Source organism: Loigolactobacillus binensis (genome assembly GCF_005405165.1).
In the GTDB taxonomy this organism is placed as follows: Bacteria; Bacillota; Bacilli; order Lactobacillales; family Lactobacillaceae; genus Loigolactobacillus; species Loigolactobacillus binensis.
This window is the reverse complement of sequence record NZ_BJDN01000035.1, coordinates 12,168-27,619: the sequence shown is the minus strand read 5'-3', so window position 1 is coordinate 27,619 and position 15,452 is coordinate 12,168. Positions and strand designations below refer to the sequence as shown.

12 protein-coding genes and 1 pseudogene are annotated in these 15,452 nt (G+C 43.7%); 3 read left to right on the top strand and 10 right to left on the bottom strand.

The genetic code is table 11. From position 1 onward, the window contains the following. Nucleotides 1-85 (top strand): IS3 family transposase (locus FFM78_RS14200; protein ID WP_137637389.1); only part of this gene is annotated, 85 nt, incomplete at its 5' end. A gap of 27 nt (nucleotides 86-112) precedes the next feature. Here the strand turns inward: FFM78_RS14200 and FFM78_RS12375 are convergent. The 5 genes from FFM78_RS12375 to FFM78_RS12355 form a co-directional block, all read right to left on the bottom strand. Then, on the bottom strand, nucleotides 113-376 hold the full coding sequence (locus tag FFM78_RS12375; RefSeq protein WP_137638708.1) for a hypothetical protein: 264 nt from the start codon (nucleotides 374-376) through the stop codon (nucleotides 113-115). Between the two features lie 208 nt (nucleotides 377-584). Next, nucleotides 585-1,484: an L-serine ammonia-lyase, iron-sulfur-dependent, subunit alpha gene (sdaAA, locus tag FFM78_RS12370; RefSeq protein ID WP_137638707.1), complete on the bottom strand. Its 900-nt coding sequence runs from the start codon at nucleotides 1,482-1,484 to the stop codon at nucleotides 585-587. 19 nt (nucleotides 1,485-1,503) lie between these two features. Next, entirely contained in the window at nucleotides 1,504-2,157 is a 654-nt protein-coding gene (locus FFM78_RS12365; protein ID WP_137638706.1) for a serine dehydratase beta chain, read from the bottom strand. 442 nt (nucleotides 2,158-2,599) lie between these two features. Next, a complete protein-coding gene (locus tag FFM78_RS12360) occupies nucleotides 2,600-4,153 on the bottom strand; it encodes an ABC-F family ATP-binding cassette domain-containing protein (protein ID WP_137638705.1) in 1,554 nt (517 codons plus the stop codon). A gap of 839 nt (nucleotides 4,154-4,992) precedes the next feature. Then, complete coding sequence (locus FFM78_RS12355; RefSeq protein WP_137638704.1) at nucleotides 4,993-5,868, bottom strand: helix-turn-helix domain-containing protein; 876 nt, start codon at nucleotides 5,866-5,868, stop codon at nucleotides 4,993-4,995. Nucleotides 5,869-6,149: 281 nt separating this feature from the next. Between FFM78_RS12355 and FFM78_RS12350 the strand changes: the two genes are divergently transcribed. Beyond that, a complete protein-coding gene (locus FFM78_RS12350; protein WP_223877081.1) occupies nucleotides 6,150-6,953 on the top strand; it encodes an FAD synthetase family protein in 804 nt (267 codons plus the stop codon). Nucleotides 6,954-7,061: 108 nt separating this feature from the next. Here the strand turns inward: FFM78_RS12350 and FFM78_RS12345 are convergent. From FFM78_RS12345 to spxB, 3 genes and pseudogenes are all read right to left on the bottom strand, one after another. Continuing rightward, a pseudogene (locus FFM78_RS12345) lies at nucleotides 7,062-7,745 on the bottom strand (PAS domain-containing protein); the annotation flags it as partial. A gap of 181 nt (nucleotides 7,746-7,926) precedes the next feature. Continuing rightward, nucleotides 7,927-8,844, bottom strand: a complete 918-nt coding sequence (locus FFM78_RS12340) for an FAD:protein FMN transferase (RefSeq protein ID WP_137638702.1) — start codon at nucleotides 8,842-8,844, stop codon at nucleotides 7,927-7,929. 190 nt (nucleotides 8,845-9,034) lie between these two features. Further along, entirely contained in the window at nucleotides 9,035-10,795 is a 1,761-nt protein-coding gene (spxB, locus tag FFM78_RS12335) for a pyruvate oxidase (RefSeq protein WP_137638701.1), read from the bottom strand. A gap of 255 nt (nucleotides 10,796-11,050) precedes the next feature. Between spxB and FFM78_RS12330 the strand changes: the two genes are divergently transcribed. After that, complete coding sequence (locus FFM78_RS12330; RefSeq protein WP_137638700.1) at nucleotides 11,051-12,232, top strand: NAD(P)/FAD-dependent oxidoreductase; 1,182 nt, start codon at nucleotides 11,051-11,053, stop codon at nucleotides 12,230-12,232. Nucleotides 12,233-12,299: 67 nt separating this feature from the next. Here FFM78_RS12330 and FFM78_RS12325 read toward each other — a convergent pair whose 3' ends face one another. Beyond that, the gene (locus tag FFM78_RS12325) at nucleotides 12,300-13,730 is read right to left on the bottom strand and encodes an oligosaccharide flippase family protein (protein ID WP_137638699.1); all 1,431 of its coding nucleotides are present in this window, start codon (nucleotides 13,728-13,730) and stop codon (nucleotides 12,300-12,302) included. Nucleotides 13,731-14,102: 372 nt separating this feature from the next. After that, nucleotides 14,103-14,981: a LicD family protein gene (locus tag FFM78_RS12320; RefSeq protein WP_137638698.1), complete on the bottom strand. Its 879-nt coding sequence runs from the start codon at nucleotides 14,979-14,981 to the stop codon at nucleotides 14,103-14,105. Nucleotides 14,982-15,452: the final 471 nt, after the last annotated feature.

Below are 15,452 nucleotides of genomic sequence, written 5' to 3'. Positions count from 1 at the left end.
CTATAATAATAAAAGAATTAGAACAAAACTGGCCGGAAAAACTCCGGTTCAATACCGAAATCTTTCCGACCAGTTAGTTGCTTAAAATTTACTCCAATTTATGGGGTTCAGTTCAAGTCAATAAATTTAAATGCGGGCCAGCAACCGCATTGCCGACATAGATCGTTTGGAGGGTGCCTAAAACAATGTAAGCACTGATCACCGCCCAACTGATTTTACGCGGTAATTGACTTTGGCGCGTACGTAAAATCATGAACAGCGCGCAGGCCCAATAAGTCACGATAAACAACGGCACCGTGCCAAAAAAAGCTAATCCACTTAGCAACACCCACATGATTGTATTGATCAATTTACGATCCGAAATTAAATCTTTCACCCGAATAAACTCCTTTTTGGTTGGTAATCAATCATTAACTTTACTAGCTAGCCTCATTAGCGTCAATCCGGCGCAAGTCCTGTTTCCCAGTAATAAAAAAACTAACTCAGATCAAATCCACAAGGATGATCTGAGTTAGTTTTATTTTTTAACCATTAGTATGACGCGCTTTTAAAAATTCAGTCGGAATTGCCTAGCACCCCGGCCACTACGATTCAAAATTGCGCTCTTCCCCAAAAATACGCATTTTCATTTTGATCCCAGTAGGTGTTGCGGCTAGTCCGCCCCGACCCGTTTCGCGCAAAGCAGCTGGCATTTGCTGACCGATCCGTTTCATGGCGCCTACCACTTCGTCCGCCGGAATTTTATTAGTCAAACCCGCTAAAGCCATATCCGCAGCTACCAAAGCGTTAGTCGCACCGATCGCATTGCGCTTAACGCACGGTAGTTCCACTAAGCCTGCGATCGGATCACAAACTAGCCCTAATAAGTTGCTTAACGCCAGCGCCAATGCTTCCGCCGCTTGAGCTGGTGTACCGCCAGCGGCTTCCACTGCTGCAGCCGCCGCCATCCCCGATGCGCTACCAACTTCAGCCTGACAGCCACCAGTAGCACCAGCGATCATTGCATTATTAGCAATGATCATACCAAAAGCACCGGCAGTAAATAAAAAACGGACCATTTGCTCGTGCGTCAGCTGCAAGCGCTGCTGTAGCATAAACAACACACCGGGTAACGTTCCTGAAGAGCCAGCCGTTGGTGTCGCACAAACAACACCCATTGCTGCATTGACCTCATTAGTGGCGATCGCGTTTTGAACCGCCATTAACATCACATCACCAGCTAGGCTGTGGTGTGTCGCTCGATATTGCTTTAATTTCACCGCCTCGCCACCAGTCAAGCCTGTTTTAGAAAAAACGCCGGCGCCAGTGCTGCCACGCTTGACCGCAGCAGCCATTGCACTTAGATTCTGTTCCATTGCGGTCCAAACCGCCGCGCGACTACTACCGCTATTGGCAACCTCCTGCTGGATCATTAATTCTGAGAGCGAAACGTTGGCGGTAGTCGCTGCCGCCACTAATTCGGCGATCGTTGCATAGCTCTGCATTTTCGTACCTGCTTTCTAACTATAAATAAACTAAATCAGCGCCGTGCTGCTGCAAGCTAGCGACTTCATGCTGCTTCAGGCTGCGCTCCAAGTCAAATTCCACTAAATGCTTAGTCGCGGTGTTATAGCTTTGCCGCCGAATGATCTTGGTCATTTTAGCTAGCTTCTCTTGGATGATCTGATCATTATCGGCAGCACCCCAAACCAGTAAAATCGGCAGTGGTCCCGTTGGTGTCAATTCAAAACCATCACTGGTGATCCGGCGGATTTCAATCGTGCCACCACCAATTGAACACCCCGCGACGGTCACCGTTCGCTGAGCGGCCCGCAAAGTTAAAATCGCCGTGTTGGGATGTTCGATCGGACTAGTTCCCGCCATTTCAATAAAATGAACCGTCAGCCCTTGCTGCTGTGCTAAAGCCAACGCATTGGGTACCTGGGGATCGGCAGGTGCTAAACCTAAAACACCAGCAACCAATGCATAATCAGTGCCGTGACCGCGGTGAGTCTCCGCAAAAGACTCGTAATAACGCACTGTCAATTCCCTTGGCACCTGGCGGAAGATTTTGCGCGCCGCATGCCCGATCGCCGCAGCACCGGCAGTATGCGAACTAGAAGGCCCGATCATCACTGGCCCAATAATATCAAAAACACTTTTATAAGCTGCAGTCATCCCGCGCCTCCCTTTTCTTCAATACCTGTCTACCGTCATCATACCGAGAATTGATGAGGACTGCATGAATTTTACTAGCAAAATTCTAAGAATTGCAAAAAAATAACCAACGCATTGAGTTGCGTTGGTTATGGTGCACAAAGCGGTAGTTGCTTCGCTTAGTTTAGCGTAAACGTGTTTAAAAAAACAGCTTCCTGCGCCTAGCTTGACCGAAACGTGCAAAAAAAAGCAGATTATGGAACATAACTACGCATGCTAAGTTTGAAAAATACTGCGAAGTTAATTTTTGCCTCTAGTTTAGCGCAAACGTGTTTAAAAAAACAGCTTCCTGCGCCTAGCCTAGCTGAAACGTGTAAAAAAAAGCAGATTATTCCACATAACTACGCATGCTAAACGAGCCACTATGTGTCTCTTATTAGCACGCTAGGTTATGTTCCATAATCTAAACGCTTTTTTTAGCACTCTGCAATTTTTCTATATCAAGCACGCGGTCGATCCAGCTGTCGTAGAAGCCTGGTTCGTGGGTCACTAATAGGACGCTGCCTTCAAAATTACGCACCGCAGTGGCCAGTGCTTTTTTGGTGCCGTCGTCCAAATGGTTGGTTGGTTCGTCTAACACTAACAGATTAGCCGGGAACAGCATTAACAAGCATAATTTAACCTTGGTCTGCTCACCACCACTTAACATTTTGATCGGTTTGTCCACGTTATCTTTCTCGATCCCAGCACGAGCCAACGCTTGACGTACTTTGCGCTGGGTCATTCCTTCTGCAGCCGCCTGGACGATCTGTAGCGGTGTTTGCTTCGGATCATCCCAAACCAATTCCTGTCGGAAGTAACCGACTTTGGTGGTAGCCGAAAAAGCAAACTCGCCGCCTAATGCTGGAATAATGCCTAATAGGGTTTTGATCAACGTCGATTTACCGATGCCGTTAAACCCGGTCAACGCCACCTTTTCCGGCTGGGTGATCGAGAAATTAAATGGCGCTAACAATGGCTTTTCGTAGCCGACCTTTAAATCACTAACTTCTAATAGCATCCGCACGGCACTGGGTTGGTACGGAAAAGCAAAATGCGATTCTAATAGATTCCCAGGCGGGGTCAAAATATCCATATGCGCCAACTGTTTCTCGCGGCTTTTAGCCATGGTTGAGCGACTACCGGCCTTATATTTACGGATATAAGCTTTGGTTTTTTCGATTTTCTTTTGCTGTGTGGCGTACGCCTTCAAATAAGCTTCTTGATTATCATTTTTTTGCCGTAACGCCTGCTTCAAATCACCGCGGTATTTCGTGATCTTCCCAAATTCAATATCACAAATACAGTTGGAAATCTGGCCGAGAAAATCATAATCATGGGAGATCACAATATAAGCGCTGGGAAAATCATTTAGATAATCGATCAACCAAGTAATATGATTGGTATCTAAATAGTTGGTCGGTTCATCTAGTAACAAAACATCAGGCTCTTCTAAAAGCAACTTAGCCAAAATAACGCGGGAACGCTGCCCTCCTGAAAGCTCATTGGCGTTGGTATCTAAACCAAAAGCATCAATACCTAAACCAGTAGCAACTTGATTGATCGTGGTTTCAATTTCATAAAAGTTACGCGCTTCTAAAATTTCTTGATTTTTACCGGCCTTAGCTAGCAACTCATCGTCAGGATTATTAGCGTAGTCCGCGTAGATCTCGGCGTTTTGCGCATCTAATGCGTATAGATCGCTAAAGGCTGTCTTCAAAAAGTCGAAAATGGATTGCTTTGCCGTCAGGCTCACATATTGGTCTAGATAACCAATTTTAGCGTGCTTTTTCCAAGTGATCTTGCCATTATCTGGCAGGATCTGACCAGTAATAATTTTGATCAGTGTACTCTTACCGACCCCGTTTTGGCCGATAATACCCATGTGATCTTCCTGATTCAGGGCGAAACCTGTGTCGTCGTACAATGTTTTATCCAAAAACTGCTGACTGAGGTTTTCCACTGTCAGTACACTCATGGTGATCAACACTTCCTTATATTTAGAGAGTGTTTGAAAAGACGCTCAGGCTTTTGAGCATTAGCCTAGCTAGGCGATAAGAGACACGCAGTGGCTCGTTCGACTAGCGTAGCTAAGCGCAAAAAGCTGTCTTATCAAACACGTTTACGTTTCAGAGCATAAAAATGATATCCAGCTTTTGAGCATTAGCCTAGCTTGCTGATAAGCGACACGCAGTGGCTCGTTTGGCAAACGTAGCTAAGCACAGAAAGCTATCTTTTTAAACATGTTTACGTTAGATTGGCCGCCACACGCACAGCCAAACCTATTTGACAATTAAATAACCTTAACATAGATAAAAAGCACGGTCAAACTAAGGGTTTCCTGAAAAGAAAGGATAACAAAAAGGCTAGAACAAAAGTCCCAGCCTTCCCCCAATAGCCGAATATAACGTCAGAACGCACGTAGACTTAAAATCAGCTTGCGGTGCACTCGCTTGTTAGAACATAGCTTAAAATCATTAGCGGTTTAATCTTTTTCAATAAATTTAGTGCAAACGCGTCTAAAAGACGACGCTTGTTGGTATAACTAGTACTTAAATCAAATTGCTGGCAATGGTCGCAACGGTTAGCAGCGAAAATCGCGCTAACCTATTTTCTATGTGCCAGATGAATTAAGTGTTGCTTAGGCTGCTGTGGCCGTGTTGGCTTACCTAATAGCCCAATCACAAACATCCCACCACCGAGCAATAATAACGTCTCGAAAAGCATAACGGTCACCTTCTTCTCTAAAATAACTAAGCGTAGAAAAAGGAGTTTACGCGTTAACTAAACAAGAAGCAAGCAAGTTGACGACAAAAATTAAATTTCTGCTTGCTGTGGATCTAATTTTTGGCGGAAAGCCTCAATCGCTTTCAATTCGTGAAAATTCCCGTTAAGTCGCGCAAAAGCCCGGGCATCGTTTAAATAGTCGAAAATCTCGTTTATATCCTTATTTTGTGCATATTTATTTCGGGCCAAGCGAAAAGCCACCCGCGCTAAATAATAAGTCAAATGGTTTTCCGCACAGATCTCGTAAGCATAATTCAACAGGGCGTCGCTAGTCTCGTACTCGCTGACCTCGGAATAAAACTTACCACAATTATAGACGATGTTCAGTACCCGCCAAACATCTGTGGTCGTCCGAATTCGATAATCATAAATCGCTTTGAGCACTTTATTAAAGTAGAAATCCGCCTTTTCATTTTCTTGCTGCCGTGCGTAGATCATCCCCGAACCAGTCAAGGCCAATAAATTATAGATCTCCGTATAATCCTTGGCGTCAGCAGCTAAAATCTGGCTAAAGGCAAACAGAGCATCGGTGGTTTCACCTTCCAATAACGTTGTCAGATAGCCTTGTAAATATAGATAACGTAGGCGCTGGTCTTCATTGTCGATTTTATCAAAATCGATCTCCTGCAAAGACTGTTGTGCTTGGGTGTAATCCATGGTGATCAATTTAAATTCGGCCGCGGCCATTTTTTGGTTTAACGCACTACTCGCCTGTTCGACCTTCGGAAACAAATCTGCTAAACTTAAGTTTAACCGGTTACATAGCTTGATCAGAATTTTAATTGCGGGAACTTGACCATTTTTTTCGAAACGGCTCAGGGTTGCCTGGGTACAAACACCGTCGCATAATTCCTTTTGCGACAGGCCCATCTTCTTACGGGTTTCAACAAAATAAGCTATATTCATTTTTTATCACAATCCTATTTTTTTGACTATTGTGCCAACATGCTAGTTATTGAGCATAATACTACCGCTTACCTGGCAAATCAAATCACAAACAGTGTTATTGACTCAATTACAACAAATTACTGTAACCTTTTATATAATATAGTATAATTACACTGCGCTGAATATACAAATATTATACCACAATTAGATGTAAGCGCATTATTTTGGAGGGAATTTTAATGAAAATCGTTCACATCCATCACCCCTATCGACCTGAGTAGTTGGCGACCGTACCCTGTGTGCTCACTTTAGGCTTCTTTGACGGTGTGCACCGGGGACACCAATCAGTGATTCAGCAAGGCCGCCAAGCCGCACGACAACAGCATTTACCTTTAGCCGTTATGACCTTCAATCACCACCCTAGCCTGGCGTTTCGCCATCTGACTTCTTCTGAAAATACATATTTGTCAACTTTAAAACAAAAGGAACAATTATTAACACAATTAGATGTCGACCTTTTGTATGTTATTGATTTCACCAGCGCCTTTGCTAGTTTGACCCCTGAAGCATTTGTTGCGCAATATATTGTGGGGTTACAAGCCAAAATAGTGGTTGCCGGTTTCGACTATACTTTTGGTAATCGGCCGGCGCAGGCCACCGAATTAACTGATTATGCACAGCAACGCTACCAGGTCAATATTGTTGCGCAAAAAAGTTCCGCCGCGCTAAAAATCAGCTCCAGTCGTATTCGCGCCCTATTAGCAGCTGGCGATGTTCAACAGGCCAATCAGTTGCTAGACTATGTCTACACCACACCAGCATTAGTCGTTCATAGTGCTACTGCAGGTGCCGTTACGCTCCAAGTTAAACCATTGAATCGTTTACCTGCTGCTGGTGAGTACCAGGCTAAAATCAGCTTTGAACAGCACTGGTATGATGTCTTGATCAAAGTCCCGGCTACAGCTGATCATCAAGTACAACTGATAACCAGCGCGCTCACCGTACCGATCTTCGGCGAAGAGATCACCATTGCCTGGCTGAATAACGCCCAGCAACCACAGCAGCTACCAAGCAGTACACTAGGTGCTTATCCAACAAAATAAAATGACGCCAACGCAAAAAGCTCCCAGCCACTTCACAAGTGGCAGGAGCTTTTTGTATTTTCTGTGCTCACTGTATTTAAATAGCCAAATTACAGCTTTACGTGCGCGTTAGTCATTGATCGATGCACCAGAAGTGCCATCAACCGGCTTTGTAGCTTCAGGTTCAGCTGCTGGTTTAGGTTCATCCTTGACCGAAGCGCTGGAAGTTGCATCAGTAGGTTTATCCCGTAAGGAAGCGCTGGAGATCGTGTCCGGATCGTCCACTAATTTTTGGCCAGTTTTAGCTAAGAACCATTTGATGGTAGGCATTAAATCCAACACAAATTCATTAACACCAGCATAATCGCCATCTTTGTCATGCATGGCTTTGTAGTAATGCATAATGAATTTATCAGGACCAGTACCTGGTACACGCATTTTCACCATGTCGGTTTTACCTGTCCGCAATAAATTAATGACTTCCTTAACGTGTTCAACGGCCCGTGGTGGGTGAACCGCTGATAATGGATCGCCAGCTTGCTTCGGGTAGCGTGGCGCCAACATTTCATCCCGCGGACCCATGTGATTATAGTACAAAAATTGATTATTATCGTCAGCATAAGTCAATTCCATCGGCATCGTGTTCAAAAAATAGTTTAATTGATCAACTGTGAGAACACCGCGATCCAGTTTAACGTAGTCGCTACCTTCGGCGGCGTTGGTTTTCTTAGCGGCTTGTTCAACCCAGTCATCGGCGTTCATATTCACGCCTTCAATTGTGGTTTTAGCCTTGCCAGAAGCAGTTAGATCTTCTGCTTCAGCACCGGTTTGCTGCTTCTTTTCGGATTCACTCATTTTAATTGCTCCTTTACTACGCGTTTATTTTTAAATGCTAGATTTGCATAAAAGACGCGAAAAGCCGCCTTTTTGAGATACATTTACACTAAATTTGCTAAAAGTACTAACTTAAACTATACCCTAGCGCAAGACTATTTTATTCAAGCCCTGCCGAAATAAATACCTTGCCGGCCTGATCGATCACGATGGCTTCTACGTTTGGTACTTGATTGATCGTCGCGATACTGATCTCCGAAGGTTGCCCGAATAAACGAGTTGTCCATAATTCACAATCCAGTGATTTATCGGCAATGATCGTTAAGCTGGCCAAGTCAGTTTGAACCGGATAACCAGTTCGCGCATCCAAAATATGGTGGTATTTCTTACCATTGACCACTAACTTACGCTCATAAATTCCGGAAGTCACCACCGACTGATCACGAACGCGCACTACTTTTTTATAGTTACCGCGTGGCTTAGCTGGATCTTGAATCCCGATCCGCCAAAAATGATCATCCCGCGTTGGCATTGGTCCCATCGTCAAAACATTCCCACCTAAATTGATCATTGCTGATTTAACGTTGATCTCTTTAAGATAGGCCATCAGCATATCGGCAATGTAGCCCTTGGCTAATGATCCTAGATCAATGGCCATGCCCGCCTTCTTCAAGAAAACGGAATGGGTGAACCCGTCAAGCACAATATCCAACGGGTTGGTCAGCGCTAAGGCCGCGACGATCTCTTCTGGCGTTGGTAGTTTGGCATCTTTGAAACCGATCCGCCAGGTCTGAACCAGCGGCCCAATAGCGATGTTTAGCCGACTTTGCGGAACCAAGCTATAATGCAAGCCAAATTCGATCAGCTTATATAGTTCTTCATTGACCACTACAGGCTCGATCCCGGCACTGCGGGAAATCGCCATTAATTCCGAACTATCATCATTGGCACTGAAACGATGCTCATAAATTTTCAGCCGCTTAACTAATTCAGTGAGGATCGGTGCTGGTGCATCAGCCTCGATCTCCAAAGTAATGATCGTCCCCATCATTTGTACCTGCTTGGTTGCTTGTCCCATAATTCTTGCTCCCTTATCTAATTATTGTTTGACGAACATTGCACACGCCAACAATAATAACTTATTACATCATTTATGTAATAAAAAGGTTTGGCGTTAGGATATTGGGTATAGTCCCTAGTCACGAAAGCGCTACGACGTCAACTCAAACTTAACACCAAACCTTTAGTTAAACAAGTACCGAATTAAATTATAGTTTACCAGCTTCGGCGTCCTTTAAATAGGCACTGAATGGTTTCAAATCTTCGGCTTGATACTTCTTAACAAATTCATCAACTTTAGCAGCATCTTGCCATGCTTTGTCGATAAACATATGCTCCGTTGTAAATGGCATGTCATGCGTCAACTTAACGTCGATCAAGACAGGGCCTTCAGCCGCAACGGCAGCCTTGAAGACTTTATCAATGTCGTCAAAGGTGCGAATGGTGAAGCCTTTAGCACCCATGCCTTCAGCAACGGTTGCCCAATCAGTATCTGGTAGATCAACACCAGAAAGTGGTTGATGCGTATCGTCAGCTTGTTCAGCTTCGATATAGCCTAAAGTTTCATTGCTGAAGACTACGTTGATCGTCTTCAAGCCATACTTAACTTCAGTCAATAATTCTTGGGACATCATGGCAAAGCCACCATCACCACTTAAACTGAAGACTTGCCGTTCTGGGAAGGCAACCTTAGCCGCAACGGCAGCTGGTAAACCATAACCCATTGATGCATATTGGCCAGAAGTTGTCCATTTCTGGGTCGTCTTCAAATCTAACAAGCGCATGAAGTTGATGTTGACGTTACCAACATCGACACCGAAGACCGCGTCATCGTCAGCGTATTTGTTAAGTGCGGCAAAGATTGGTTCTGGACGTAATGGTTGTTCCTTGTCAGTAGCAAAGCCATCTTGCCATTTGCGCCAGTCGTTTTTGTTAGCAATGGCAGCGCGGTAGAAGTTTGAAGGTTGTAATTCGTCACCTTTAGCTGCTAATGCTGCTAAAGCTGTTTTAGCGTCGGCTAAGATCGGTACTTCAACATTATGGCGTTTACCTAATTTTTCATTGTCAATATCGATCTGAATCACTTTAGCCCGTTTGTTGAATAGGAAGATACTGAATGGGACATCGTTACCGACCCACAAAATCAAGTCCGTGCTAAAACCAAGTTCGACCCCAGGTTTGCCGGCAGGACGGCCAGTCGAACCAATATAGGCTGGATAAGTGTCTTCAACGATCCCTTTAGCAATTACTGAAGAAACTAATGGCATCTTGAACTTTTCAGAAACGGCCTTTAATTCTGGGCTAGCGTTTTTAGCACCGATCCCGAAGTAGACCATTGGGCTTTTAGCCGCCTTGATCAATTCAGCTGCTTTGTCGATGGCCACTGGATCTGGTTGTGGGTACAAAGGTGCCAAATGATTTTTAGCGTTGGATTGATACGTATCAGCAATATCCGTCCAACCTAAGTTCTTAGGAATGATGACAACTGAAACGCCATGATATTTATAAGCTTGGCGAATAGCAGTATCGATCAAACCAGGTAAGTTTTCGGCAGTTGTTGCTGTCCGGTTGAAAACAGCGACATCGTCAAAAATTGGGCCTTCATCGATGGCTTGGAAGAAGTCAATGTTCATCCGGGCCTGTGGAACTTGGGCAACTAAAGCTAAAACAGGCGCATGGTCATGTTTAGCATCATATAAACCATTTAACAAATGCACAGCCCCAGGGCCAGCTGAACCAATGGCAACACTGATCTTACCAGTTAGTTTAGCTTCGGCTGCTGCAGATAAGGCACCAGCTTCTTCATGACGGACCTGTACGAATTTCATTGTGTTTTGACGATTGTGTAGCGCATTCATAATATCGTCAAAAGAACCACCGGGGTAACCATATAAATGATCGACGCCCCATTCTTCAATTACCTTAAGGGCGGCATCTGCTGCTTTGATTGTTTTTGCTTGTTCAGCCATCAATAAATTCCTCCTAAAACAAATAAGTTATTTTTCAATTTATAAATTAAGTATAATATTTTTTTTCAAAATGTAAACGATTTATTACTAAAAAATTCTTTTACTTAATTTATGACTTCATTTTAACGTAAACAGCTTCAAAAGACTTGATCACAGTCAAGTTTGAACAAATCGTAATTAGGATTGCTTTACTTTTTAACAATATTGTTATAACGTTAGACGTAAATAAAGCGTTATCACACTGGAGGTAGTAGCTTGACGAAAATTTTGATTCTTGGCGCTGGTTATGCTGGCTTACGGGCCGCAAAAGTGTTGGCGCATAAAAAATTAGACGCAACGATCACTTTAGTTGATCGCAATCGCTATCATTATGAAACAACTTCATTGGCGCCGGTTGCGGCTGGTACACAACGCGGCCAAAGCGTTGTTTTACCTTTACCAGAGAATTTACCTGCTCAGATCAACTTCATTAATGGAACGGTCACCAAAATTGATCGGGATCATAAGCAAGTTGCATTGGCAGACGGTCAATCCTTAAAGTACGATTATCTGATCGTTTCACTGGGGCTGGAATCCGAAGATTATGGTATTCCCGGTGCTAGCAAATATGCACTGCCGATCGTTGATCTTAAAAGCGCCTTGGCCGTTAAAAAGCATTTGGAAAATCAGTTCGAGAATTACGCCACTAGCCAAGATCCAGACGATCTACGGATCATTGTCTGCGGTGCGTGGTTCTCTTCCTTTGAATTTATGGGTGCTTTAGTCGACCGGCTACCTAAACTGGCGGAACACTACAATGTTCCCTTCGATAAAATCGATGTGCAGTGTATTGAAGCTAAAGATATGATCCTACCAATGTTTGATGATGACTTAACTAATTACGTTAAGCAATGGCTAAAGGATCACAAAGTCACACTACGCACTGGTACTCCGATCAAAGAAGTTCAAGCAAACAAAGTCATCACTGCCGACCAAACTTACACAGCTAATACTTTAGTTTGGACCACCGGTGTTCGCGGTAGTCACGTGATCAGTGATTCCGGCTTTGAGCAACGGCGCAATCGGGTCATGGTTACCGACCAGCTTTGCATGGAGGACGATTCTAAGGTCTTCTTGATCGGCGATGTTTCCGCTGTTCGCCAACCTGGCAAGCCTTATCCATTCGCCGCTACTGGTCAAATTGCTTTCCAAATGGCAGAAGCTGCAGTAGCCAACATTGTGGCCGACCTTACCGGTCAACCCCGCCAAGACTTTGTTTATAATGATTTAGGCACTGTGTTAGGCTTAGGCCACAAAAGCGGTGTCGCTAAAATATTTGGTAACCACAAGTTACGTGGCTACCCCGCTTCCGTTATGAAACGGGTCATCGATGATCGGTCCGTTTTGTTACAAGCTGGCGTCAAGGCGCTAGTCAAATACGGCCGGATCCCACTATAATAAATTGCGAATACAAAAAATACTGTTCACTGTGCTATTCGCACAATGAACAGTATTTTTTTTAGTGCTACCGTTTAGCTAACCACTTACGCGCGTAGCCTAATACTTCAACAAAAATATCAGCTTTTAAAACGATCAATAATAAGACGTACACCAGCACGCCGGCGCAAACTTCTAAGAAGAAGTAGATCAGCGCATTAGGCAAACTGGAACTAAGCAGCCAAACTGCGCCGCCCATCAGTAATCCGGCAATGCAAAACTTCCACAAATCGTGGAACATTTGCCGTAAATCAAGGTCACGCCGCACTGCAATGATCTGGTAACCGGTCACGAAAACTTCCGTCAATACAGTCGCCACCGCCGCACCGTAAACGCCTAGTGCCTTAATACAAACATAGTTAGCGATAATGTTAACGAAGGCGCCTAAGGAAACCGATACAGTGTAATCCCAAGTCCGTTTCACCGGCAATAAATATTGCCGCCCAATGGTATTGTTCCAAGCGATCAGCACTAAAATCGGAGTTTGAATACTTAACAATAACCCGGTGGGCGCAAAGCGCGGGGTCAAAAACCAGACAATAAATTTCGGGGCAATGGCCGCCATTCCAAAGGCGATCGGCACCGCCAAGGCAGTAATAAACTGAAATGAGCGGTACAGACTTTGGCGCACAGCCTCCATTTTATCGCGGGCAAATAAATTAGCCACGTGCGGTAGTAGCACCGTACTCAACGAAGTCACCACCACCATCGACATATTGATCAACTTATCCGAATAATCCATAAAGCCGGCCGCCCCAACCGAAACCATTGATTTTAGCATCGTTTTGTTGACCATAATGTAGAGTTGCATCGAAACCGTGGGAATAAATAGGACAAATGCCGGTCCGATATGGCGCCAAATATGTAATTTATTCAGCGCAACCTTTTGCACTGATTGCCGTAAGTACGGCCATAGAACCACATTACCAGCGATCGAACTAGCGGAAATAATCGCAATGTATAACCACAGATCACTGGGTTTGTGCACCAACAGAAAAATTAAAATGATCGTCAGGATCCGCACAAACGCATTTTTTAAAACTGTTTTCTTAAAATCTTCTAGCCCCATGAAGTACCACGAAATATCAAAGGCACCGGCGATCAAACTAAACGACTGCATCAAGAAAAATAACCGATAATGCGGCATAAAACTTAAGAAAATGGTAAAAGCCACGTAAGCCAACAAAATTGTACTGACCTGCAGCAATTCAATTTCCCAAAAAATTCGGGATCGGTCAGCCAAACTATCACGATGAAAGGCGATCTCCCGGTTACCGTACAACGTAATGCCCAGCGAACCAGCTAAAACAAAATAAGTGACGATCGAATTGGTGTAGGCATTGATCCCTACCCCAGTGGGCCCGATCACCCGGGCCACATACGGCACTGTGATCAATGGTGCGATCAACAACAGTACTTGATAAAATATATTATAAAAATAATTACGAACAACTTTCATGCGACTGAGCCTTTCTAGTTAAGCAGTTAGAAAAAAGCACCGAGTATGCCGCTAGACTCCAGGCCATTAACTCGGTCAATAATTTGCACCTAACTACCACTGATAATTAAGTCACTATTCAGCGTTACTTTTTTGAGCTAGATCTGAAAAATAGACCGCTACTCTCAAACCTAACATAACCAAGTTAGCTAAAAACCTGATCAACGTCCATGCGACCACGTTGACTTCAACGATCAAGTTTATATAGTAATGACCAGCTAGCTTTTGCAACACTCCCTAATTAAAGCACAATTATTCGTTTGCGCAAACATTGTGGGCAAAAAAAAGAGAGCGTACCACAAATGTGGCCCCTCCTCCATTGTGAGCGTTAACTCATTCACGCGCAAATGTGTCTAAATGCTGGGTTTCAAAATAATTATCAATCGGCAGCGATCGGTGCGCCGTCTTTTTATCAATTGGTACCACCTTGAAAGCCTGAATATGCTTACTCTGCTGTTCAGCTGCAGATGGTGTCCGGTGAATATCCCCATACATCCGTTTCAAAATTGCCGCAGCCCCAGCGGGAATTTTGATCTTGGTGTCGTTAAATGGTACTGCTTGCAGTTTCTTAACTTCAGCAGCATGAACCCATTCACGACCAAAAGCATACCAAGAAGCGTAATTCATTAGCTTCGTTGTTGACGTATCATTATGCCGTGTCATGATCCGATAACGCAGCCGTTTTAGCTGTGCCAATGACATATTCTTCGTCATAGTATGCGCTAAATCGAAAAAGACCTTCATAACACCACGATGATCACCATCAGAATAACGTTCCTTAACTAATTGATCGACAATATGAAAGATATTTTTATCCCAGAAACGTGTCAATGGCTTGTCGGCAACATTGTCTAAAGGAATAATATCAACGAAAACCGTTTTGCTACTGAAACTAAAATCTTCCTTGATCCGTGTCTGATTATCAACGATCTTAGCCCAAGTGATCCCGTAATCGTGATCGGTCAAATCACTGATCACATCGTAACGATCATTAGACTGAAAATGACTATTAGCGGCAACAATGAAGCGATCATAATCGGCCCGCTTCATTGAAACATCAATATCATCGTCCCAGGGGATCATGCCTTTGTACTTAACTGCACCTAACATTGAACCGCCAGTCAACCAATAATCTATGTGTGCAGTGTCACAAATCCTAACGATCTGCTGTAATAAATTCATTTCGTGTTGTTGTAATAACTTTAAGTCCACAATGATCCCTCAATTCCCCAAGTACTAGCATTCCATTATTATTAAATAAGGGCGGTATAGTCCTATCATTCTTAAAATTAGCTTAAATACAATAAAAAGTCAATTACCCTGACTAAGTTTTTATTAAATATAGTGCCTTACCGTTCAATTATACTAATTTTGTGACCATTCTGCACGCAAAAATATATTTTGTTGTGCTGATAATTTGTCGAAAAAAATAATGTGATCAAAATGCGATCACACCAGTGCACGATTGAGTTGGTCAGGTCCTCGCTATTTCTTATTACCCATCTCGTGATTAAAATTTAATAAGAATGGCTACTTTGTTAGCTATTTAATTTGTATCGCCAACGTGTTCAAACCTGTTAAGCAAACTGTTGTTAAGTTTAATTTAATAGCCAACTATTCAGTTTCATTGCGAAGCGCACAAATAATTAATGAAAAGTACCTTTGCAGATCCCAATGACCAAT